Source organism: Mitsuaria chitosanitabida ATCC BAA-476 = NBRC 102408 (assembly GCF_001598255.1).
GTDB classification, from domain to species: Bacteria; Pseudomonadota; Gammaproteobacteria; order Burkholderiales; family Burkholderiaceae_C; genus Roseateles; species Roseateles chitosanitabidus.
Map to the genome: position 1 here is coordinate 141,221 of NZ_BCYP01000024.1, position 22,431 is coordinate 163,651.

20 protein-coding genes are annotated in these 22,431 nt (G+C 71.3%); 10 read left to right on the forward strand and 10 right to left on the reverse strand.

Annotated features, from left to right (window positions below):
- Positions 1-107: 107 nt before the first annotated feature.
- The 3 genes from MCHT01_RS16370 (at position 108) to MCHT01_RS16380 (ending at position 2,794) form a co-directional block, all read left to right on the forward strand.
- Positions 108-1,451 carry a glycoside hydrolase family 18 protein gene (locus tag MCHT01_RS16370; protein WP_067066466.1) on the forward strand — a complete coding sequence of 448 codons (1,344 nt, stop codon included), beginning with the start codon at positions 108-110 and terminating at the stop codon, positions 1,449-1,451.
- A 76-nt stretch (positions 1,452-1,527) separates the two neighbouring features.
- Entirely contained in the window at positions 1,528-1,968 is a 441-nt protein-coding gene (locus tag MCHT01_RS16375; protein WP_084452792.1) for a methylglyoxal synthase, read from the forward strand.
- A gap of 100 nt (positions 1,969-2,068) precedes the next feature.
- Positions 2,069-2,794 carry a YciI family protein gene (locus tag MCHT01_RS16380; RefSeq protein WP_067066467.1) on the forward strand — a complete coding sequence of 242 codons (726 nt, stop codon included), beginning with the start codon at positions 2,069-2,071 and terminating at the stop codon, positions 2,792-2,794.
- A gap of 27 nt (positions 2,795-2,821) precedes the next feature.
- Here the strand turns inward: MCHT01_RS16380 and MCHT01_RS16385 are convergent, their stop codons facing one another.
- Positions 2,822-4,321, reverse strand: a complete 1,500-nt coding sequence (locus MCHT01_RS16385) for a M28 family peptidase (RefSeq protein ID WP_067066469.1) — start codon at positions 4,319-4,321, stop codon at positions 2,822-2,824.
- 74 nt (positions 4,322-4,395) lie between these two features.
- Complete coding sequence (locus tag MCHT01_RS16390) at positions 4,396-5,067, reverse strand: dienelactone hydrolase family protein (protein WP_067066471.1); 672 nt, start codon at positions 5,065-5,067, stop codon at positions 4,396-4,398.
- A gap of 72 nt (positions 5,068-5,139) precedes the next feature.
- On the opposite strand from MCHT01_RS16390, the gene MCHT01_RS16395 reads away from it, so the two are divergent.
- On the forward strand, positions 5,140-6,093 hold the full coding sequence (locus MCHT01_RS16395; protein ID WP_169806148.1) for a DUF2157 domain-containing protein: 954 nt from the start codon (positions 5,140-5,142) through the stop codon (positions 6,091-6,093).
- Positions 6,090-7,829 (forward strand): GDYXXLXY domain-containing protein, encoded by a 1,740-nt coding sequence (locus MCHT01_RS16400; protein ID WP_067066474.1) that lies wholly within the window; start codon positions 6,090-6,092, stop codon positions 7,827-7,829. The genes MCHT01_RS16395 and MCHT01_RS16400 overlap by 4 nt, the downstream gene beginning before the upstream one ends.
- Before the next feature lie 167 nt (positions 7,830-7,996).
- Here MCHT01_RS16400 and MCHT01_RS16405 read toward each other — a convergent pair whose 3' ends face one another.
- Positions 7,997-8,266, reverse strand: coding sequence for a hypothetical protein (locus MCHT01_RS16405; protein WP_067066476.1), 270 nt, complete (start codon positions 8,264-8,266; stop codon positions 7,997-7,999).
- An 11-nt stretch (positions 8,267-8,277) separates the two neighbouring features.
- Between MCHT01_RS16405 and MCHT01_RS16410 the strand changes: the two genes are divergently transcribed.
- Positions 8,278-8,559, forward strand: coding sequence for a DUF427 domain-containing protein (locus tag MCHT01_RS16410; RefSeq protein ID WP_067066478.1), 282 nt, complete (start codon positions 8,278-8,280; stop codon positions 8,557-8,559).
- A 73-nt stretch (positions 8,560-8,632) separates the two neighbouring features.
- On the opposite strand, the gene mltA is transcribed toward MCHT01_RS16410, so the two are convergent.
- From mltA to apaG, 3 genes are all read right to left on the reverse strand, one after another.
- The gene (gene mltA / locus MCHT01_RS16415) at positions 8,633-9,742 is read right to left on the reverse strand and encodes a murein transglycosylase A (RefSeq protein ID WP_067066479.1); all 1,110 of its coding nucleotides are present in this window, start codon (positions 9,740-9,742) and stop codon (positions 8,633-8,635) included.
- Between the two features lie 343 nt (positions 9,743-10,085).
- Positions 10,086-12,116, reverse strand: a complete 2,031-nt coding sequence (gene tlpB, locus MCHT01_RS16420; protein WP_067066481.1) for a transporter-like protein TlpB — start codon at positions 12,114-12,116, stop codon at positions 10,086-10,088.
- Entirely contained in the window at positions 12,116-12,490 is a 375-nt protein-coding gene (gene apaG, locus MCHT01_RS16425) for a Co2+/Mg2+ efflux facilitator ApaG/CorD (RefSeq protein WP_067066483.1), read from the reverse strand. Before apaG ends, tlpB begins: the two co-directional genes overlap by 1 nt.
- Positions 12,491-12,571: 81 nt before the next feature.
- On the opposite strand from apaG, the gene MCHT01_RS16430 reads away from it, so the two are divergent.
- The 4 genes from MCHT01_RS16430 to MCHT01_RS16445 all read left to right on the forward strand — a co-directional run bounded on the left by MCHT01_RS16430 (position 12,572) and on the right by MCHT01_RS16445 (position 15,427).
- Positions 12,572-13,444: a substrate-binding periplasmic protein gene (locus MCHT01_RS16430; RefSeq protein ID WP_067066484.1), complete on the forward strand. Its 873-nt coding sequence runs from the start codon at positions 12,572-12,574 to the stop codon at positions 13,442-13,444.
- 77 nt (positions 13,445-13,521) lie between these two features.
- On the forward strand, positions 13,522-14,208 hold the full coding sequence (gene rpe, locus MCHT01_RS16435; protein ID WP_067066486.1) for a ribulose-phosphate 3-epimerase: 687 nt from the start codon (positions 13,522-13,524) through the stop codon (positions 14,206-14,208).
- 26 nt (positions 14,209-14,234) lie between these two features.
- Positions 14,235-14,711 carry a low molecular weight protein-tyrosine-phosphatase gene (locus tag MCHT01_RS16440; RefSeq protein ID WP_084452797.1) on the forward strand — a complete coding sequence of 159 codons (477 nt, stop codon included), beginning with the start codon at positions 14,235-14,237 and terminating at the stop codon, positions 14,709-14,711.
- A 107-nt stretch (positions 14,712-14,818) separates the two neighbouring features.
- Positions 14,819-15,427: a DNA-3-methyladenine glycosylase I gene (locus MCHT01_RS16445; RefSeq protein WP_067066493.1), complete on the forward strand. Its 609-nt coding sequence runs from the start codon at positions 14,819-14,821 to the stop codon at positions 15,425-15,427.
- Positions 15,428-15,474: 47 nt separating this feature from the next.
- Here the strand turns inward: MCHT01_RS16445 and MCHT01_RS16450 are convergent, their stop codons facing one another.
- The 4 genes from MCHT01_RS16450 to MCHT01_RS16465 form a co-directional block, all read right to left on the reverse strand.
- The gene (locus MCHT01_RS16450; protein WP_067066495.1) at positions 15,475-18,615 is read right to left on the reverse strand and encodes an efflux RND transporter permease subunit; all 3,141 of its coding nucleotides are present in this window, start codon (positions 18,613-18,615) and stop codon (positions 15,475-15,477) included.
- Positions 18,616-18,660: 45 nt separating this feature from the next.
- Complete coding sequence (locus MCHT01_RS16455) at positions 18,661-19,977, reverse strand: efflux RND transporter periplasmic adaptor subunit (protein ID WP_067066497.1); 1,317 nt, start codon at positions 19,975-19,977, stop codon at positions 18,661-18,663.
- Positions 19,978-20,161: 184 nt separating this feature from the next.
- Positions 20,162-21,124: a pseudouridine-5'-phosphate glycosidase gene (locus MCHT01_RS16460; protein WP_174549062.1), complete on the reverse strand. Its 963-nt coding sequence runs from the start codon at positions 21,122-21,124 to the stop codon at positions 20,162-20,164.
- Positions 21,125-21,212: 88 nt separating this feature from the next.
- Positions 21,213-22,331 carry a carbohydrate kinase gene (locus MCHT01_RS16465; protein ID WP_067066498.1) on the reverse strand — a complete coding sequence of 373 codons (1,119 nt, stop codon included), beginning with the start codon at positions 22,329-22,331 and terminating at the stop codon, positions 21,213-21,215.
- Between the last annotated feature and the right edge of the window lie 100 nt (positions 22,332-22,431).

Sequence of the window (22,431 nt, forward strand, 5' to 3'; positions counted from 1 at the left end):
GCTCCATAGAGGTAGCTTCGTTTTCTCCTGATCAGTCGAATTGGTATTTGACTGGTGTTGACATCGCCAAGCTTCCGTTAAGCTGCGGCGTCCTTTGGAGGCCCCGCATGTCCGTTCGAGTCCTGTCCCGAGTCGCCGTCGCGCTGTCCGTCCTGTCGGTCGGCGCCGCCTTTGCCGCCGATGCCCCGGCCGCCGCCGCGAAGCCCGCCGCCACCGCGGCCGAAACCCCCGGCTATCCGCTCTTCGGTGGCCGTCCGGTCGAGTTCGAACGCGCGGGCGGCAAGATCGTCGGCATGTACGTGCCCAACTGGGAGCCGGTCGACCTGATCGAGCGCGTGCCGCCGCAGAACCTGACCCACGTGCTCTACGCCTTCCTGCGCCTGTGCGGCCCGGGTCAGCTGGAGAAGGACGCCGCCAAGTGCGTCGGCAAGAAGGACTTCGAGATCGGCACCGGCCCCATCGACGAGCGCTTCAACGAGGCCTTCCAGCGCTACAAGCAGCGCGCGCCGCATCTGAAGATCGTCGCGTCGGTGGGCGGCTGGGGCGGGTCTGACCCGATCTTCCACCTGGCCAACGACGCCTCGCGGCGCGCGGTCTTCGCGGCCTCTGCGCAGCGCTTCCTGCGCGACCACCCGGCCTTCGACGGCATCGACATCGACTGGGAACACCCCGGCAACAACGGCGCGGCCAATGGCGTGCAGCTGGGCAGCTCGCAGGACGGGCAGGGCTATGCGGACCTGATGGCCGACATGCGCCGCGCGCTGGACGCGCTGACCGCCGAGACCGGCCGCCCGTACCTGCTGACGACCGCCGTGAATCCGATGTCGCCCATCGTCGACCGGATCAATTTCAAGCAAGCCGCGGGGCCGCTGGATCTGGTCTTCATGATGAGCTACGACTTCTACGGCAACTGGTCGCCGGTGGCCGGCCATCACACCGCGCTGCGCAGCTCGGCGCCGGAGGCCGACGACAGCCTGGAGCGCGCCGTCCGCAACCTCACGAGGGCCGGCGTGCCGGCGGGCAAGCTGGTGGCCGGCGTCGCCGGCTATGGCCGCGGCTTCACCGGCGTGACCGCGACCCGGGCCGGGACCGCCAAGACCGGGGCCTACCCGGGCAGCGACGGCTCGCAGGGCTATCGCGAGTTCGCCGGCCGTCTGATCGACGCGCAGGGTAGGGGCCGCCAGGGCTACGAGGTCCGCTTCGACGCCGTGACCCAGTCCTGGTCGCTCTACAACCCCAAGCTCCAGCTCTGGTTGGGTTACGACGACCCGCGCGCCGTGCTGGCCAAGGGCCGCTTCGTGCGCGATCACGGCCTGGCCGGCGTCTTCGCCTGGGAGCTCAGCCAGGACAACGGCGACCTGTTGAACGCGATGAATCGCGGCGTCGGGAATCTGGTCCTCGCGCCGGCGTCGACGACCGCCAAGCCCAAGGCCGCCGCGGCCAAGCCGTGAGCGCGGCGGGGCGGGCTCGCGCAGAAAGAACCGTCGCCGTAACCCGGGCGGCATCGTCGCCACCTACCATCGCGTCATGACTGCTCCGATCGCCTCCACCGCCTCCGACGAGGTCCCCGTCACCCCGGTCTCCACCGGTCCGCTGCGCATCGCCCTGATCGCCCACGACGGGAAGAAGGACGAGATGGTGGTGCTCGCCAACGAGTTCGCCGGCTTCCTCTCGGGCTGCGAGCTCGTCGCCACGGGCACCACCGGGGCGCGGCTGAACGCGGAGGTCGGCCTGACGGTCGAGCGCATGCTGTCCGGCCCGCATGGCGGCGACCTGCAGATCGGCGCGCGGCTGGCCGTGGGCGGCGTGGACGCGGTCGTGTTCCTGCGCGACCCGATGACCCCGCAGCCGCATGAACCCGACATCAACGCGCTGGTGCGCGCCTGCGACGTGCACGACGTCGCCTGCGCCACCAACGTCGCGAGCGCGCGCCTGATGCTGCGCTCGCTGCAGGCCCTGCACGGCTGAGGGCCGCGGCGCGACGGCCCGTCGCGCGGGAGTAGAGTCGTCGGATCGCGGCCTTCGCGCCTCCTCGGCGCGGACGGTCTCGCGGCCCAAGGAGACTCCCATGCAACGACGCTCCCTGATCGCTGTCGCGGCCGGCCTGTCGGCGCTTCCCGCGCTGTCCGCCTTGCCCGTCTCGATGGCCCGCGCGCAGTCCGGCAAGCCGGACGCGACCCCCGCCGGCGCGCGGTCCTCGTTCGCCGCGGACACCACCTTCTTCATCTTCCTGGAAACCGGCCGTCCGGTGCCCGAGGACAAGGCCGCCGTCGAGGCCATGCAGCGCGGCCACCTGGACAACTTCAAGCGCCTGTTCGGCGAAGGCAAGCTGCTGTCGGCCGGGCCGCTGCGCGACCCGTCGCGGGCGAAACGCGGCATCGTCGTCGTGAAGGCGCCGAGCCGGCAGGTGCTGATGAACTACTTCGAGCCCGACGCGTATGTCCGCGAGGGCTACATGACGGTCGATGCACAAGCGGCGGTGGTGCACCAGGGGCTGAACCACACCGGCATCGATCCCGAGGCGGGCATCGAGGAGCACCGGATCGTGCTGCTGTCGCGCGCGGAGGAGAAGGACAAGGCGGACGTGCCGGTGTTCCTGCAGCGCGCGCTGGACGAGGGCGTGATCGGGGCGTGGTACTCGCTGGAGGACGGGCCGGTCGGCGAAGTGCTCTTCATGCGCGGCACGGACGAGACCGCGCTGCGCAAGGCGATGGTCGAGTACCCCGGGCTGTCGGATCAGCGGGTGACCATGAAGATCTGGTCGCAGTGGCTGGGGAAGGGCGTCTTGAAGTGAGCGGGTTGAGGTGAGGGTCTTCTTCTCTCAGCGCGACAACGGCAGCGGGAAGCTCGCCAGGCTCGCGTGTCCGGACTTCGAGAGGGCCTGCACGCCGAAGATCAGGTTGTCCTTGGACAGCGGCAGCGTCACCGTGGTCACGTTGCCCACGTCCTTCGCGCCTTCCCAGCCCTGGGACTCGCTGCGGCGCCAGACGACGCGGTAGCCGGCCAGCTCCGGATCGGTGCTCGCCGTCCACAGCAGCGTGGTGTCGTTGGTCAGCTCGCGCGCGTCGATGCGCGCGCCCTTGACCGGTGCTGGCGCCCAGGCCAGCGTGGCCAGGCCGATCAGGTTGATCCGGGCCACGTCCGCGACGTAGCGGTAGTCCACGAACTCCGGCAGGTCGCCGTAGACGACGCCGTTCTCCGTCCGCAGGTTCTGATGCTGATGGCGGAAGTCCTCGAAGGGCTCGGAGAAGCGCACCGCGGCGTAGCCGCGCTCGAGGAAGGGCAGGTGGTCGCCACCGCGCAGGTAGCGGTCGCGACGCTGGATCAGATCCACGTGGAAACCGGGCAGATTGCGCTCGCCCTCGGCCTTCAGATGGCGACCGAACTGCTGCGTCGGCAGGTCCTCGCCGCCACCCGCGACGGCCAGCGGTTGCAGCTGCGCGCGGATCGCGGCATTGGTCCTGGCCTCGTCCTCGGTCGCCGGGCTGTTGCTGTTCGCGTTGACCAGCAGCCGCAGCAGCGGATCGAAGCCGTCCGCGAACAGGCGCAGGCGCTTCGGGTCGTACTCGCCCTTGTCGCCACGCGAGCTGCCGACGATGTCATTGGTGATCATCCCTTCGACATTGAGGCCTTGCGCGCGCGCGCGTCGGGCCCAGTGCCGCGCACCGAGCAGCCCCTGCTCCTCGCCCGGCACCGCCATGAACACGAGCGTCGCGTCGTAGCGCTGCGCCGCCATCGCGCAGGCCATGGCCATCACGGCCGCGGTGCCGGAGGCGTCATCGTTCGCGCCGGGCGCCTCGCCGCTCGCGTCCATCACGTCGCTGTTGCGCGAGTCGTAATGCCCGCTCACCACCAGCACCCGCTCGCGCGGCGTGCCCGCCGAGGCGCCCGGCAGCGTGGCCACCACGTTCACCAGCTCGGTGGGCTGCGGCAGGCGCGGGCCGGGCGGTTCGATGAAGGCGTCCATCGTCACTTGCAGCCGGCCGCCGGTGCGGGCGCTGCAGTCCTTGAGCTGTTGCTCGATCCAGCGCCGCGTGGCGCCGATGCCGCGCGTCTCGCTCTTCGTGTCCGACGCCGTGTGGCGCGTGCCGAAGGCGGCCAGCTTGCGGATGGTCTGCTCGATGCGCTCGGCGGAGATGTCGGCCAGCAGGGGCGCCACGCGCGGATCGAGCGGCGCGGGCGCCGTCTCGGCCGCCGCGCGGGCCGTCGCCGTCGAGGGGGCCGACGCGGGGCCCGACGAGGACCTGACCTGCGCGCAAGCGCCCAGGGTCAGCAGGGCGGCGCTCAGTGCGATGACGGTGGGGACGTGGTGACGGTGCATGGTCGGCCCGGTGGGTACAGCGCGGTGATGGACGGAACGATTCGGCGCCGGCGAGGCGCCGGGACGGCCAGGGCTCAGCCCAGGTGCTTCTTCAGGAAGTCGAGGGTGCGGGTCCACGCCAGCGCGGCGGCGTCCGCGTCGTAGACCTCGGGGCGGGTCTTGTTGGAGAACGCGTGATCGGCGACGTAACGGTGGATGACCGGGTGATGGCCGCCGGCCTTCATGCGGGCCTCGAGCGCGTCGACCTTCTCCGGCGTGCACCAGTCGTCGCGCGTGGCGAAGTGGCCGAGGAAGGGCGCCTCGATCTTGGCCGGATCGGCGAACTCGGCCGGCGGGATGCCGTAGTAGCAGACCGCCGCCTGCAGGTCCCGGATGAACACGCCCGAGGTGATCGTCAGCGCGCCGCCCATGCAGTAGCCCATCACCCCGACCTTGCCGCAGCCCAGCTCGTCGCGCAGATAGTTGAGCGCGCCCTGCAGGTCCTGCGTCGTGGCATCGGCGAAGTCCAGGCCGTTCATCATGTGGCTGGCCTCGTCCGCGTCGGCGGCGATGCGGCCGCGATACAGGTCGGGCGCCAGCGCGGTGATGCCGGCGGTCGCCAACTGCTCGGCGATGTCCTTGATGTGGGGCTTCAGCCCCCACCATTCCTGGATCAGGATCATGCCGGGGGCGCCCTGGCCGCCGCCGGCGAGGTAGCCGCTGGTGGTGCCGCCGTCCGGGCGGGCGAACTCGATCATCTGACCCATGTTGAACTCCTTCGTATCATCGACGCCCTCAAGGCCGTCGCGACGAGCGGTCGCATCCTGAGGGAGGAATCTGTGAGTCTGCACGAGCAGTTGTACCAATGGACGGCCCGTCAGGGCCTGGATGCGAGCAGCGCACGCCGCTTGCGCGATCTCAGCGGCCTGGATGATCCCCCCGTCGATCCCTGGACCTGGTTGCGCCGCGGCACGGGCGCGCTGGCGGCAGGGTTGATCGGTTTCGGCGTGATCCTGTGGATCGCCGCGAACTGGGGCGAGGTCAGCCGGCTGATGCGCTTCGCGCTGATCGAGGCCCTCTTCGTCGCCAGCCTGGCCGGTGCCGCCCTCCGCGCCGCCTGGCGGGCGCCCCTGGGCCTGCTGGCCTTCCTCACGCTGGGCGGGCTGCTGGCCTTCTACGGCCAGACCTACCAGACCGGCGCCGATCCCTGGCAGCTCTTCGCCGTGTGGGCGCTGCTGGGCCTGCCCATCGCCTGGGCGGCGCGCTCGGACCTGATGTGGACGCCCTGGACCATGGTGGTGGCGACCGCGATCGGCCTGTGGATCCAGACCTTCGCCGACCATGGGTGGCGCATCGATGCGCGGACCCTGCCGGTGCATGCGATCGGCATCGCCGCCTACGCGCTGCTGTGCGTGGCCATGGCGCTGCGTCCCGGCGCGACGCCGCGGTCCTGGGCCTGGCGCGCGGCCGTGCTGTCGGCGGTGGTCGCGATGTCGGCCATCGGATTGGGTGGGCTCTTCGCTCGCCATGTGGAGGGCCAGTTCTGGCTGGCGCTGGCCGCCATCGCAGCCGGTCTCGCGCTCAACTGGCGCCGAGCCGAGGTCTTCGCGCTGAGCGCCTTCGCCCTGGCGTTCGACACGCTGATCGTGTGCGGTGTCGGCCGCGTTGTCCTCGAGGTCATGCGCTTCGACCTTGGCGGGTTGTTCCTGATGGGGCTGGTGGCCTGCGGCGTGCTCGCGGCGAGTGTCAGCCTGATCATGCGGCGCATGCGCGCGGTGGGAGTCGGCGCATGAGCCCGATCGACACGACCCCGTCCGACCTGACGCCACCGGGCCCGGCGGCCGCGGCGATCGCCGATTCGCCGACGACCGCCGTCGCCAGCGCCGATTGGCGCGCGCGGGCCCGCGCCGAAGGCCTCGCGCCGCCCGAGGACGGCGCGCCCGCCCGGCCCTGGCCCGTGGTGGTGCTGACCGCGCTGGGCGCGTGGCTGGCGGTACCGCCCTTCCTGATCCTGTTCTTCATGCTGTTCGGCCAGACCTTCGAGCATGGCCTGATGCCCTACATCGAGGGCGTGGGCCTGGGCGCGGTCGCCGTGGTGCTGCTGCGCGGGCGCGGGACCCCGCTGTTCCTGGAGCAGGTGGCGGTGCCATTGCTGCTGACCGGTCTGGCGAGCCTGGGCTACGCGCTGGTGCGCGACCTCCCGGCGATCGCGGTGGAGCTGGTCGGGCTGGCCATCGCGGCCGGCCTCATCGTGCTGCTGCGGGCGAGCTGGCTGCGCCTGCTGCTGGGCCTGGCGGCCGCGCTGCTGACCGGCGCGCTCTACAGCGAGCTGCTGATGAGCGACCTGGGCGACTTCTGGCGCCGCATGGACGGCCCGAACTGGGCCGTGGCCACGCTGATGCTGGCCACCGGCGCGGCGATGCTGGCCTGGCAGCGCGCGATCGGCGGGGCGGCGCGCGGCGCCGCGGTGGCCGCCGCGCTGGAACCGGTGCTCGCCGGCTGGTGGATCGCGGTGCTGGGCGTGCTGGTGCTGCTGGCGGGCAGGTCCTCGCTGGTGCTGGGCGCGATGCCGGTCTTCGACGCCATCGCCAGCGGCGGCCGTCCGTTCGCGCCCTGGTTGCCGCTGAACGCCGCCATGGGCGTGTCGGCGGCGCTGGCGCTGATGTCGGGGGGGCGTCTGGTCGCCCGCTGGGCCTGGGCGCGGACCTGGCGGCTGGCACCGCCGCTGCTGTTGCTGACGGGGCTCGCGGCGCTGATGCCCTCGCTCGGCGGCTGCCTCGCGGTGCTGGCCCTGATGCTGGCGACGAAGCGTCATCGGCTCGCGGCGCTCGCCGGCGCGGCGACGCTGTTGGTGCTGGGCTCGTTCTACTACGAGCTGCAATGGCGCCTGGCCGACAAGGCGCTGGTGCTGATCGTCGTGGGGGCGCTGCTCGCGGGCTGGGCGCGCTGGGTGGCGTGGCGGCCGGCGGCGCCCGCGAGCGAGGGCTCCTCCGGCGGGCCGGTGGACGAAACCGCTCGACGCGCCGGGATGGTCGCGGTCAGCCTGCTGGCGCTCGCGGGACTGGCCTCGCTGCTGCTGGTCGATGACTCGATCGCGCGCAAGCAGCGCCTGATCTCGATGGGGCGCTCGATCTACGTGAAGCTGGCGCCGGCCGATCCGCGCTCGCTGATCCAGGGCGACTTCATGCGACTGAACTACGACCTGCCCGGCGTGGGCTGGCGGGGCCGGGACGAGACCGATGCGCCCTGGCTCTGGGGGGCTCGCCCCCGGGTGGCGGTGATGGTCGATGCCGTGGGGGTGGCGCGGCAGGCCAGGCTGCTCGCGCCCGGAGAGTCCCCGCCGGCCGGCGCGCTGGTGCTGACGCTCACGCCCAAGGACGGTGGCTGGACCTTCGTGTCGGACGCCTGGTTCTTCAAGGAGGGCGAGGGCGCCCGCTGGCAGGCGGCACGGTATGGGGAGTTCCGCGTCGACGAGAACGGCCGGGCACTGCTGGTCGGGCTCGTGGGGGAGGACCTGCAGCCGCTGTGAGCGCCGCGGATGTCGCGGGCGCGGGGCCCGCTCAGGCCGACAGGATCTCAGGTGGCTCGGGACTCGCGTGCGCCTCGTCCGGGCCCCAGCCCTCGATTTATGAGCGCCAATCGCCTCACGGGTCTTAATCGCCTCAGGAAGTGAGTCGATTAAGGCCGGCAATCGCCTCACACATCGCCGAGCCCCTCCGGCTCGCCACCGTCGATCAGCAGGTCGATCAGTTCGCGGAGGAAGGCGAGGGCCTCTTCGGCGGTGGCAAAGTAGTACTCCCCGCCGAGGTCGGCCGGGTGGCCGTCCGGTCCGACGTGGACCACCGACCATCCCTCCGCCCCGCCGCCGATCGCGCAGATGCCGAAACTGCCCGGCGCGAGGTCGCGCGCGGAACCGGCGGTGATGAAGATGTCCTTGCCCCGATGGGCGTAATAGCGTTTGAGCACGAGGAGTTGGAATGAAAGCGATCTGGAACGGCGTGGTCATCGCCGAAAGCGACGACACCGTGGTCGTGGAAGGGAATCACTACTTCCCGATGGCCGCGCTCAAGCGCGAGTACACGACCTTCAGCAACCACCGCACGAGCTGTCCCTGGAAGGGGCAGGCGAGCTACTTTAGCCTGCTGGTCAACGGCGACATGAACCCCGACGCCGTCTGGTACTACCCCGAGCCCTACGAAGCCGCCGCCGAGATCAAGGATCGCGTCGCCTTCTGGAAAGGCGTCCAGGTCAGCGAGTGAGGGCCGCGTCGCCGCCCCATCGGCGGTCGCGCCGGGATCACGACGGCCCGGTGCCGGGCGCCGCGCGACCCGCTCAGCGGGCGCCCTGAGCGCCGGGTGCGGCGGCCACCGCGCCGGCGCCCTCCCGCGGCCACAGCGCCCACAGCCGCAGCGGCTGCTTCATGCGGCCCGCCTGCTGCTCGGCCTGGTCGCCCCAGCCCCAGAAGAAGTCGGCCCGCACGGCGCCGACGATGGCGCTGCCGGTGTCCTGCGCCATCACCAGCCGCCGCAGCGGCGTGGTCGACAGCGGCTCCGTCGTGTCCAGCCAGACCGGCGTGCCGTAGGGGATGCTCGCCTTGTCCACCGCGATCGAGCGCCCCGGCGTCAGCGGCACGCCCTGGCCGCCGCGCGGCCCCACGGCCAGATCGGGCAGCGGCTCTTCGCGGAAGAAGACGTAGCGCGGGTTGGCCCACAGCGCTTCCTTGAGTCGCTGCGGATTGCGCCGCGCCCAGTCCTTGATGCCGGGCCAGGAGGCCTCGGTCGGACGCAGCTCCCCTTGCGCGACCAGCCACTGGCCCATCGACCGGTAGGGCTGCTCGTTGTGCGCCGCGAAGGACAGCCGCACCCAGCGGCTGCCGCCGTTGGGTTCGGTGATGCGCAGCCGGCCGCTGCCCTGGATCTGCATCACGAGCGCATCCACCGGGTCCTGCACCCAGGCCAGGCTCGAACGGCCGAACGCCGCGTTGGACTCGATCTGCTGGCGCGTGTCGTAGGGCTTGCGCTGCGCCAGGTCCTGCGGCGGCGCCAGCAGCGGCACGCGGAACTCGCCTTGGGACGATCGGCGGGCCTCCAGCTGCGGCTCGTAGTAGCCGGTCACGATGCCTTCGCGCTGGCCCTCGGGCGTCTCGATGCGGTAGGGCTGCAGCGTCTTCATCAGCCAGGCCATCGCCTCCCAGTCGTCGCCGGGACGCAAGGTCCGCGCCTGCGCGCAGACGCCGGCCCAGCCGGGCATGGGCTTGTCGCAGCCGCGCAGCAGGGCGGGCCACCACTCGAGCGCGCGATCCTGACCCCAGCCGGGCAGCTCGTTCCACTCGGCGGCGATCCAGCGCGACCGCTCGCGCTGCAGCACGCGGCGACCGGCGGTGTCGTCCTCGCCGTTGAGCAGCTTCTCCGGATCGACCGTCGATCGCGGCGCCGCGGCCATGGGCGGCCGGGCGGCAGGCGGGGCGGATCCGGTGGCCCCGCCGGATCCCGCGCTGGTCCCGGCGGCCGGCGCCCTGGGGGAAGCCCCCGGTTCCCGGACCGTCTGCGGACCGCCGCAACCGGCGAGCGCGCCTAGAATCGCCAGCGCCGCGCTCCAGCGGCGAGTCCTGCAACGAAGAGCACCACGACACATCATGGGCGTGATTTTGCTGGAGGCGCTCGGCGCCCTTGCGCTGCTGATCTTCATCGTCTGGTGGACGATGTTCTCGGGCCGCAAGGGTGGCGAACGGCCGGACGACCGCGACGCCGCCTGAGCGGCGCTCCCGTCGGCGACACCGTTCCGCTCATCCCTTGGGCGGGATCAGGAAGCTCAGCGGCTGACGGCGCATGCGCGTCCACACCGCCGCGCGCACGCGCTTCTGGTCGGCCAGGCGGATGCCGCGCGAGCGCAACGCCACCTTGAACGCCAGGTAGAAGCTGACCCCCACGTTCAGCACGCCGGTGCCCAGGATGCTGATCACGCACAGCCAGAAGGGCCAGTGCTTGAGCACGTCCCAGCCCAGCGCGCCCGCCGCCGCGGCCAGCTGGCCGGTGGACAGCGTCACGTGCCTGACCTCGACCGGCAGCCCGAAGAAGCCCAGCAATGCCGGCACCAGGCCCAGCATCAGACCCAGGCTGATGTTGGCGGTCAGGCCGGAGATGTTGTCCCGCCACCAGCGCGACCAGCGCCGCGCGCGGTTCGGGCCGAGCGTCGCGACGATGCGCGGGTTCCAGGCGATGGCGCTGTCCAGCCGATGGAAGACGAACCAGTTCTCGACCCAGCCCGCGATCAGGCTGGACGCGAAGAGCAGCCCCCCGGTGAAGGCGGCGAAGAACAGCGACGGGCCCAGCACCGTCAGCGAGTGCAGCACGTACTCGGCCTCCTTCACGCCCACCAGCGGCCGGCCCAGCGCCAGCCAGGCGGCCAGCTGCACCACCAGCACCATCGGCGCGGCCAGCGCCAGGTTGCCGATGATCCCCGCCGTCTGCGAGCGGAAGAGATGCGCCACCTCGTCCACGAAGGACTGCAGGCCGGCGTCGCTGTCGATGTGGCGCAGCTTGTCGGCCAGCGCCGGCGCGGTCATCGCCGGCTGCTTGGTCGCCACCGTCCAGTGCAGCAGCAGGATGAGCACGAAGCTCACCGCGTAGTTCACGCCGGCCCAGAAGCCGCCCCAGAAGGCGGACAGACCGATCGCCATGATGGCGAATTTCAGGAAGGTCGTGCCCGCGATCACCAGCCCGCCGCCGCCCGCGCGGCGCAGCATGTCGCCGTACTCCTCGCGGTTGCGGGTGATGTAGTGCTCGCCGGTCTCGGCGCTGCGCTCGGCGACCTTGCGCGCCAGCAGCGAGTAATGCTTCGCGAACAGCGTGGGGATGCTGCGCCGCTCATGCACGACCGACACCAGGCCGGCGACCAGGCGCAGCAGCTCGCGCTGCGGGTGATCGGCCAGCAGCACGGCCAGCAGGTCCTCGACGCGGCGCAGCCGCGCCTGCATCTGCTCGACGCCGAACATCAGGTCCACCGAGACGCCGTGCTCCTCGAGATGCTCCGGCACCGAGCGCACCGCGGCGCGGCATTCGTCCAGCAGGCCGCGCAGGTACTGCAGCGCGGCGGGCAGGGCGGCCCGGTCCTGCTCGACCAGCGCGTGCTCCACGCGCTCCCAGGCCGTGGCCAGGTTGCGGAAGGGGCGGCTGGCCAGGCGCTTGGGATCCATGCGCACGCGCAGCGCGCCGGACAGGCCGGCCGAGCGCACCGCGCTGATCAGCACGGTGATCGCGGCGCGCATCTCCTCGCGCCAGTCGCCGTCGGGCGCGTCGGCGAAGAGCAGGCTCAGGCGCCGCAGCAGGTCGTCGTCGACGGCGTTGATCCACTGTTCGTCGCTCTCGTGGGGGAACAGCAGCTCGAAGAGCTCGGCCAGCTCGCGGGTATCGGCCGTCTGGGGCAGGACGAGGCGGCGCAGCCGGCCGAGGAACTCGCCCCACAGGGCCATTCGGGGCGCGAAGCCCACTTCGGCGAAGAGGCCGATGGCGTCGACGTCGGCCCAGACGCTGGCGATGACCGCGGCGAAGGGCTTCGCGTGCTCGGGGTTGCGCTCCAGCAGGTTGAGCAGGTACTTGAGCCGGCGCACCGGCAGCGGCGTCGCGGTCGCGGGCTGCGTGTCCGTCGTCGGCGTGCCGGCGGCGCGGTCGTCCTTGACGTCCTTCGCGTCCTTGATCGGGGCGTGGCGCAGCCACTCGATCAGCCGCACCAGCCAGAGATTGCGCTCGGCCAGCGGCGCTTGCGGATGCGCCGCGTTGAGCAGCGCGGTGAGGTCCCAGCCGTGTCGACGCGCCATCAGTGCAGGCTGCCCGTGTCGGCCAGGAGGAACTCGGGGACCTCGGCCTCGAAGACCTCGGCGTGCTCGGTGACGCACAGGAAGCGGCCGCTCATCGTGCCGTGGCGGGTCGGGATCTGCGCCCAGGAGCTGTACTGGAAGCGCTCGCCCGGGGCCAGCAGCGGCTGGTGGCCGACGACGGCCAGGCCGTGGACTTCCTGCTCGCCGCCGTTGGCGTCGACGATCAGCCAGTGGCGGCCGATCAGCTGGGCGGTCACGTCACCGCGGTTCTCGATGGTGATCGTGTAGGTGAACGCGTATTCGTCGCGGTCCGGGACGGTCTGCTCGGCCAGCGGCTGGACGGCCACGCTGCAGTGGAAATGCGGATGTGCCATCGGCGGATTCTAGGCGCGGGGTCGGCTATGCTGGCTGCCGCACATGACCGGGTCGCGTCACGCCGACGGCCCGCATCCCCGATGGAGACAAGCGAAGGACACCTGTCCGCCTTCCCGCCGGCCGCCATCGCGCGCCGCGCGGCGCTCATGGCCCTGACCGCCGGACTGGCCGGCTGGCGTCCCGCGCTCGCGGCCACGCCGCCCGCGCAGACGCCGCCATCGCCGCAGCCCGCCACTCCCCCATCGACCGCCGCCTCGACCGGTCCGCTGACGCTGCGCAGCGCGGCCCAGGCCGGCGTGCCGGTCAAGTACGCCTTCGACGACCCCCAGCGCCCCGGCCTGTGCGCCGAGATCGCCGCCGCCGTGCAGCGCGTCGATCCCGACCTGCGCATCGAGGGCCTGGACCAGGCGCTCCCGCTGCGGCGCCTGGAGCTGATGCTGGGCAACGGCGACCTGGACGTCTTCTTCTGCCTGCTCAACTCGGAGCAGCGCCGCGCCCACATGCGCTTCCTGCCGGTGCCGCTGTACCGCGTCAACCACGTGGTGGCCATGCGCGCCGGCGACGCCCGCATGCCCAAGGGCTGGGACGAGTTGCGCAAGCTCGCGCGCAAGGAGCCGCTGCTGCTGGCGCAGGGCACCAAGCTGGCCTCGACGCTGCAGCGCGCCGACGTCGCCTTCACCGAGACGGCCCGCAATGACCGCGACGCGCTGATGATGCTGGTGCGCGGCCGCACCGCCGCGGTCTACGGGCAGGACCTGAACCTGCGCCTGGCGGCGCGCAGCGCCGGGCTGGACCAGCAGGTGCGCATCAGCACGCAGGTCTTCGAGGAGGACGTCCAGTACGCCGTGGTCTCGCGCCGCCTGCCCGACGCCGTCGCCGACCGGCTGACCGACCGGCTCAAGCAGCTGGTCGCTTCCGGCGAGATCGCACGCCTGGCGGAGCGCTATCGCTGAGCGGCGCCCCGCGCGCGCGGCGGGCTTCCTACAATCGCGGTCTTTCCCCCTGCCCGCGGCCGAGCCGCCCGCCCGCCATGAACCCGCCCGACTACCGCATCGCCCCCAGCATCCTGTCCGCCGACTTCGCCAACCTGGGCGCGGAGGTCCGCAACGTGCTGGCCGCCGGCGCGGACTGGATCCACTTCGACGTGATGGACAACCATTACGTGCCCAACCTGACCTTCGGCCCGATGGTCTGCGAGGCGCTGAAGAAGCATGCGGTCAAGCCCGACGGCACCCCGGCCCCGATCGACGTCCACCTGATGGTGCAGCCGGTCGACGCCCTGGCCCAGGCCTTCTGCCGCGCGGGCGCGGACCTGGTCAGCTTCCACCCGGAGGCCAGCCAGCACGTGGACCGCACGCTGCAGCTGATCAAGGGCGAGGGCGCCAAGGCCGGTCTGGTCTTCAACCCCGCCACGCCGCTGGACGTGCTGGAGTGGGTCATCGACAAGGTCGACCTGGTGCTGATCATGAGCGTCAACCCCGGCTTCGGCGGCCAGAGCTTCATCCCCGGCGCGCTCAAGAAGCTGCAGCAGGCCAAGCAGATGATCCTGGCCTCGGGCCGCGACATCCGCCTGGAGATCGACGGCGGCGTGAAGGTCGACAACATCCGCGAGATCGCGGACGCGGGCGCCGACACCTTCGTCGCCGGCTCGGCCATCTTCGGCAAGCCCGACTACCAGAGCGTCATCGACGCGATGCGCGCCGAGCTGGCGCGCTGACCGGTCTCCGCTGCCGAAGCGCCCCGGTGACACGCGTCCTGCTCGTCTGCGCGGCCAACCTGTGCCGCTCCCCGATGGCCGAGGCCGTGCTGCGCGCGCGCGCCGGCGAGCTGGGCCTGACCGAGGTCGCCTCGGCCGGTGTGTTCGCGTCCTCGCGCGCGCACCCGGTCGACAAGCGGGCCGCGACCGTGCTCGCGCAGCGCGGCTATCAGCTGGATCGCCGGTGGCGCTCGCGCAAGGTGGTCGCCGAGGACTTCGACCGGCACGACCTCATCCTGGCCATGGACCGCAAGGTGCTGCAGGCGCTGCGGACCTCGCGGCCGGCGATCTCGCCGGCGCGGCTGGGGCTGTTCCTCTCCGGCATGACCGGGCTGGGCCTGGACGAGGTGCCCGACCCCTACTACGGCGCCGGCAACGCCTTCGTGCACGTGCTCGACCTGATCGAGGCCCGTGCCCACACCTGGCCCGGCGATCCCGCCGTGTTCCACCGCGACGAGCGCTGAGCGCCCGTCCGCCGCGCCCGTGACGGGACGCGGGCCATCCTCCTGACACGGGCGGTCGCGCGAGGCGCCAGAATCGCGCGTCCCGATGAGCGCCTGGGAGGGCGACGATGAGCGAACGACTGGCACAGGGCCCCGACGGCCAATGGCGCTGCAAGTGGTGCGAGGCCCCCGGCTTCGACGCCTACCGCGACTATCACGACACCGAGTGGGGCTACCCGGTCCATGAGGACCGCCGGCTGTTCGAGAAGCTCTGCCTGGAGGGATTCCAGTCGGGGCTGTCGTGGCGGACCATCCTGGCCAAGCGCGAGAACTTCCGCAAGGCCTTCAAACAGTTCGAGATCGCCAAGGTCGCGAAGTTCAAGGAGGCCGACGTCGAGCGGCTGCTCGCGGACGAGGGCATCGTCCGCCATCGCGGCAAGATCGAGGCGGCCATCCACAACGCGGCGCGCGCGCTGGAGCTGCAGCGCGAGGCCGGCTCGCTGGCCGCGTTCTTCTGGCGCTTCGAGGAGCCCGACGCCGGCGGCGACGTGCGGCCCACCTCGGAGACCTCCATCCGGCTCTCCAAGGAGCTGAAGAAGCGCGGCTGGAAGTTCGTCGGTCCGACGACGGTCTATGCCTTCATGCAGGCGATGGGGCTGATCAACGACCACGCGCCCGGATGCATCGGACGCGCGACGGTCCGGCAGCGGCGCGAGGCCTTCCAGCCGCCGCGCTGAGCGGCGCCGGGCGCGCGGCGATCCGTCCCGGACCGCCGCCTCGCCCCTCAGTCCGCGTGTCCCGGCGTCGGCTGCGCGCCGGCCACCGGATGCTCGGTCAGGCGCGTGTGCGCGACCTCGCGGGTGTCCGGCCCCTTGCCGCTGAAGCGGTCCAGCGCCAGATAGATCACGGGGGTGATGTAGAGCGTCACCGCCTGCGACAGGATCAGGCCGCCCACGACGGCCAGGCCCAGCGGCTGGCGCAGCTCGGCGCCGGCGCCCAGGCCCAGCGCGATCGGCAACGCCCCCATCAGCGCGGCCAGCGTGGTCATCATGATCGGACGGAAGCGCAGGATGCAGGCCTCGCGGATCGCCTCGGCCGGCGCCATGCCGCCGTTGCGCTGCGCGTCCAGCGCGAAGTCGATCATCATGATCGCGTTCTTCTTCACGATGCCCACCAGCATCAGGATGCCGATCGTCGCGATGATGGTCAGCTCCATGCCCGCCAGCTGCAGCGTCAGCAGCGCGCCCACCGCCGCCGAGGGCAGCCCCGCCAGGATGGTCAGCGGGTGGATGTAGCTCTCGTAGAGCACGCCCAGCAGCACGTAGATCACCGCGATCGCCAGCACGATCAGCAAGACCTGGCCCCCCTGCGAGTCCTTGAACACCGCCGCGTCGCCGCCGTAGCTGGTGATGATGGACGGCGGCAGGGCGATCTCCTTGGTGAACTGGTCGATCTTGCCGGTGGCCACGCCCAGCGGCGCGTCGGGCGCGAGGTTGAAGCTCAGCGTCACCGCCTGCAGCTGGCCCTGGTGGTTGACCGCCGTCGGGCCCAGTTCGCGCTTGACGGTGGCGAAGGCGGTCAGCGGCACCAGGGTGCTGTTCTTGCCGCGCAGGTAGATCTTGTCGAAGGCGTCCTCGCTGAGGCGGTCGCCGTCCACCGCTTCCATGATCACCTGGTAGGTGTTGCTCTCCGCGTAGATGCTGGAGACCTGCCGCTCGCCGAAGGCCGAGTACAGCGCGTTGCGCAGGTCCTGCATCTGCACGCCCAGCAGCGTGGCGCGCTCGCGGTCGATGACCAGGTTGGCCTGCAGGCCGCGCAGCTGGGAGTCGCTGGTCACGTCGCGGAACACCGGGTCGTTGCGCAGCTTGGCCTGCAGCTTCTCGGCCCAGGTGTTGAGCTCGCCCGCGCTGACCGACTGCAGCGTGAACTGGTAGCGGCTCTTGGACTGCCGGCCGCCGAGCTGCAGGTTCTGCACCGGCCGCAGGTAGACGGCGATGCCCGGCACCGCGCGCAGCCGCTTGCGCAGCTGCTCCAGCACCTGCGGCATGGGCACGCGCTCGGCGCGCGGCTTGAGGTTGATGAACAGCCGGCCGGTGTTGACGTTGCCGCCCCCGCCGCCGCCGCCCACGGCCGCCGCGACCGAGGCCACCGACGGGTCGTTCTTGACGATCTCGGCGACGCGCTCCTGCAGCACGGTCATCGCGGCGAAGGAGATGTCCTCCGAGGCCTCGGTGCTGGCCTGGATCTGGCCGATGTCCTCTTCCGGGAAGAAGCCCTTGGGGATGGCGACCCACAGCCAGGCGCTGGCCACGAAGCTGGCGATCGCCACCAGGCCGATCACCCAGCGGTGGCGCAAGGCCCAGTCCAGCGAGCCGGTGTACTTGCCCAGCACCCAGCCGAAGCCGGCCTCGAAGGTGCGGCCCAGCGCGTTCTCGCGCACGTCGTGGTGACTGCTCAGGAAGCGGCTGCACAGCATGGGCACCAGGGTCAGCGACACGCCGGCCGAGACCATGATGGCCAGCGACACGACCACCGCGAACTCGTGGAACAGCAGGCCGATCACGCCGGGCATGAAGAAGATCGGGATCAGCACGGCCACCAGCGAGATCGAGATCGACATGATGGTGAAGGCCATCTCGCGCGCGCCGCGGATGGCGGCGTCGAAGGGCGCCATGCCGTCCTCGACGTGGCGGTAGATGTTCTCCAGCATCACGATGGCGTCGTCGACCACCAGGCCCACCGCCAGCGTGATGCCCAGCAGCGAGATGTTGTCCAGGCTGTAGCCCAGCGCGAACAGCAGCGTCACCGCGCCGATCAGCGAGATGGGCAGGGACAGCGTCGGGATCAGCGTCGCCACCATGCGGCGCAGGAACAGGAAGATCACCATCACCACCAGCGCGACGGTCAGCGCCAGGGTGAAGTACACGTCGTGCAGCGACTCGCGGATGGAGACCGAGCGGTCGTTCAGCGTGCTCATCTGCACCGAGGCCGGCAGCTGCGCGGCGAAGCGCGGCAGCATGGCCTTGACCGAGTCCACCACCTTCACCGTGTTGGCGTCGGGCTGGCGCTGCACGGCCAGCACGATGGAGCGTTCCCCGTTGAAGTTGGAGAAGGACTTGACCGTCTCGTAGCTGTCCTCGACGTCCGCCACGTCGCGCAGGAAGACCGGCGCGCCGTTGCGCGTGGCGACCACGATGCCGCCGAAGGCGTTGGCGTCGCGCAGCTGCTTGTTGGCCTGGATGGTCAGGGTCTGGCGCGTCCCGTCCAGGGTGCCGACGGGGGTGTTGGCGTTGGCGCCCTTGACCGCGGCCTGCAGCTCGTCGAGCGTGATGTTGCGCTGCTGGAGCAGCTCGTTGCGCGCCTTGATGCGCACCGCGAAGCGCTTCTGGCCGTAGATCGACACCTGCGCCACGCCGTCGATGGTCGACAGGCTGGGGGTGATCAGGTTCTCGGCGTAGTCGTTGAGGTCGGACAGGTTGATGGACGGGGACGTCAGCGCCACCAGCAGCACCGGCGCGTCGGCCGGGTTGACCTTGCGGTAGGACGGCGGGGTCGTCATCTCCACCGGCAGCGCGCGCAGCGAGCGGAACAGCGCGGCCTGCACGTCGACCGCGGCGGCGTCGATGTCGCGCGAGGGATCGAACTCCAGCGTCAGCGAGCTGTTGCCCAGCGTGTTGGTCGAGGAGATCGTGGTGATGCCGGCGATGGTGGAGAACTGCTTCTCGAGCGGCAGCGCCACCGACGAGGCCATGGTCTCGGGGCTGGCGCCCGGCAGCACGGCCTGGACGTTGATGACCGGGGTGTTGAAGCTGGGCAGCGCGGCGACCGGGATGCGGCTCCAGGCCGCCAGGCCGGCGACGACCAGCGCGATGTTCAGCAGCACGGTCATGACCGGCCGCCGGATGAAGAGTTCGGTGAGATTCATGTCAGCGTCCGCGGCGAGGGCAGGGGCGAGGCCGGAGGGCCGGGATCAGGGCGCGGCCACGCCGACGGCGTTGCCGCCGCCTTGGCCCGCTGGACCTGCTTCGGCGGCCGACGCGGCCGCCAGCTTCGCGGCGGCGGCGGGATTCACCGCGGCCGGCTGGGTGCGCACGGGGCTGCCCGGGCGCAGGTTCTGCTTGCCGTCCAGGACGACCTGGGCGCCCTCGTCGACGCCGTCCACCACGGCCATCTCGCCGAAGGTGTAGCGGACCTTGACCGGCTTGATCAGCGCGGTCTTGTCGGGACCGACGACATAGACCTGCCGGTCGCTGCCGCGCAGGATGATCGCGGCCTGCGGGATCACGATGGCGCCGGCCATGCTGCGCAGCGTCATGCGCACGCGCAGGTACTGACCGGGCCAGAGCTTCTGCGCCTCGTTCTGGAACTCGGCCTTGAGCTTGATGGTGCCGGTGGTCGCGTCGACCAGGTTGTCCACGAAGATCAGCTTGCCGCGGGCGACGGACTCGACCGCCTTGCCGCCCTTGACGTCCTTGCGCGAGGGGCCGCCCTCGATGGTGGGCAGCACGACCTGCACGTCCAGCGGCGTGGCCTTGGCGCCGTCGGTGCCGGGGCGCATCGCGTCGAGCACCGGGGCCAGCTCGGTCTCCGGCAGGCTGAAGGCGATGGCGATCGGGTCGATCTGGACGATGTTGACCAGCGGCGTGGCGGTGGCGCTGGCCTGCACCAGGCTGCCCGGCCAGACGTTGACCGCGCCGGCGCGGCCGGCGAAGGGCGCGCGGATCTCGTTGTAGCTCAGCGCCACCTCGGCCGACTGCACGGCGGCGGCGTCGGCGTCGATCAGGCTGCGGCCGGACTGGAGGTTGGCCAGCGCGGTGTCCACGGCGCTCTGCGCGACGAAGTTCTGCGCCAGCAACTCCTTGGCGCGGTCGTACTGGCGCTGCAAGTCGGAGAGATTGGCCTTGTCGCGGGCGAGCTGGGCGCGCGCCTTGTCGAGGTTGGCGCGATCGGCGCGCTCGTCGAAGCGGAACAGCACTTGGCCCTTGGTGACGGTCTGGCCGTCCTTGACCAGCACGTCGCGCACGGTGGAGGTGGTCTGGGCGCGGATGTCGACCTGGTTGATCGGGGTGACGGTGCCGGAGGCCTCGACGGTGACGGGCACGTCCTTGCGCTGCGCGGTGACCACGCCCACCAGCTGCGTGCCGCCCGGGGCCGAGGCCCCGCCCGCGCCGGCCGACGCGGCGGCGGCGTCACCGCCATGCGCGGCGGACCGCGACTTCCACCACCAGCCGCCACCGGCGATCAGCAACAAGACGATCAGGGACAGGACGACAGGCTGGCGGCGCATGCTTTTCACTTTTCCAACGACGGGTCGCGAAGGCGAGAGGGCGGGCCGGAAGCTTAGGTCGCGCTCCTGCGACGAATGTTTCGTTCAGGTTAATGCGACGTAGGGATGAGAGAAAGCTGTGCGATAGGAACGTGGACGCGCGAATGCGGGGCGGGAATACCCGCTGACGGCCACGCTCCCGCCCTCACCCCTCCCTGAGCGCCTTCGCCAGCGCCGCCCCCACGACGGCGTTGTGCTTCACCAGCGCGATGTTGGTGACCAGGCTGTCGCCGCCGCTCAGGTCCTTGATCCGGGCCAGCAGGTAGGGCGTGACCGCCTTGCCGCTGATGCCCTGCTCGCTCGCCTCGGCCAGCGCCTGCGCGATGTAGCCGTCGATGCGTGCCTTGGGCATCGCCTGCTCGGCCGGCACCGGGTTGCTGATGACGGCGCCGCCGCCCAGGCCCAGCGTCCACTTGGTCCGCAGGAAGCGCGCCTGATCGGCCGCGCCGTCGATGCGGAAGTCCGCCTTCAAGCCGCTGTCGCGCGTGTAGAAGGCTGCGAAGTTCTCCTGACCCACGGACAGCACGGGCACGCCGTGAGTTTCCAGGTACTCCAGCGTCAAGGCCAGGTCGAGGATGCTCTTGGCGCCGGCGCAGACCACGGCCACCGGCGTGCGGGCCAGCTCCTGCAGGTCGGCGGAGATGTCGAAGGAGGTCTCCGCGCCGCGATGCACGCCGCCGATGCCACCGGTGACGAAGACCTCGATGCCGGCCAGCTGCGCGCAGATCATGGTCGCGGCCACGGTGGTGGCGCCGACGCGGCCGGTCGACAGCGCGAAGGGCAGGTCGCGGCGGCTGAGCTTCATCGCCTCCGGCGACTGGCCCAGCAGCTCGAGCTGCTCGTCGTTCAGGCCGATGCGGATCTTCCCGTCCAGCACCGCGATGGTCGCGGGGACCGCACCGTGCGCGCGCACGATGGCCTCGACCTCGCGCGCCGTCTGCACGTTCTGCGGATAGGGCATGCCGTGGGAAATGATGGTCGATTCCAGCGCGACCAGCGGTTTGCCCTCGGCGCGCGCGGCGGCGACTTCGGGCGAGAAGTCGATCAGGTTCTGCTCGATCAGCGATTGCAGATGGGCCGAGGCGTGGATGGGGTGGAGGGTGCTCATGGGACTTCTCTCTCTCGGTGAATCGGTGGGGCGTGGATCTCGGGGATCTCGTGGGGCGCGCGCGGGTCGGCGGTGAACCGGTCGCGGATCAGACGGGCGGGGCGAGCAGGGCGGGGCTCAGCGCCTCGCTGACGGTGGCGTCGCTCTGCAGCGTGAGCGCGGCCAGCTTCAGGCCGAGCGCGCAGGCGGCGCGCAGGTCGTCGGGATCGCGATGCAGGGCGGCGGCGATGCCGGCGGTCATCGCGTCCCCGGCGCCGGTGACCTCGCGGACGCTGCGCGGATCGAGGTCAGGCGGCGCCATCGTCGCGAACTCGTCGCCCTCGCTGAAGCGCAGGCCGCGGGCGCCGTCGCTCATGACCAGGCGTTTCAGGCCGGCCTCCCGCAGCTGGCGCCAGGCGGCGCGCAGCGCGCTCTCGCTGCCGAGCTTGCGACCGGTGAGCGCCTGCAGCTCGCCGCGGTTGAGCACCAGCAGCTCGACGCCGCGCAGGTCCTCGCCGAGGTGGGCCATCTTGGGTTCGGAGACCGCGACCAGCAGCAGCGACTGGCCGCGCACGCGCGCCTCGGCCCGCAGCTCGTCCAGCGTCTGTCGCGAGAGGTTCAGGTCGGCGACGACCCAGCGCGCGGCCGCGCGATGCGGGGCGGTCTGACGCAGGAACATCGGATCGAGTCGATCGGTCAGGGCCATGTCGGCCAAGGCGATCAGCAGCTCGCCGCGCGGGTCCAGCACGGCGGTGTAGCTGCCGGTGGGCGCATCGGCGGCCTGCAGGCAGCCGGCGCAATCGACGCCCAGGGCCTGCAGCTGCGCCAGCAGCGCCTGGCCCGCCGCGTCGCGGCCGACGGCGGTGAGGAAGTGCACCGGCAGGCCCAGGCGGGCGAGGTTCTCCGCGATGTTGCGGGCGACGCCTCCGGGGGACTCGTGCTGGCGCGCGGGATTGGAGCTGCCCATCTGGAGCTCGCCGAGGCCGCGCAGCTTGCGGTCGAGGTTGGTGCCGCCCAGGCAGACGATGGGCTGGCGCTGGGGCAGCACGTAGGCGCGGCCGAGGATGCGGCCCTCCTTCGTGAGCTGCGCCAGGTGGCCGGCGACGGCCGAGCGCGACAGGCCGAGTTGGTCGGCCAGGTCCTGTTGGCTGATGAAGGGATTGGCCTCGACCAGCGACAGCAACTGGTGCTTGGACGACAGGTCCCGGGGTTCCTTGGGCGATGACATGGCGCGGATTCTAGGGAGTCGATCTGAATCACGCAAACAATTGTTCATAAGACAAACAATAGTTTGTCATCGGGCGGGGGCCGGGGCCGAGGTCGGCCTT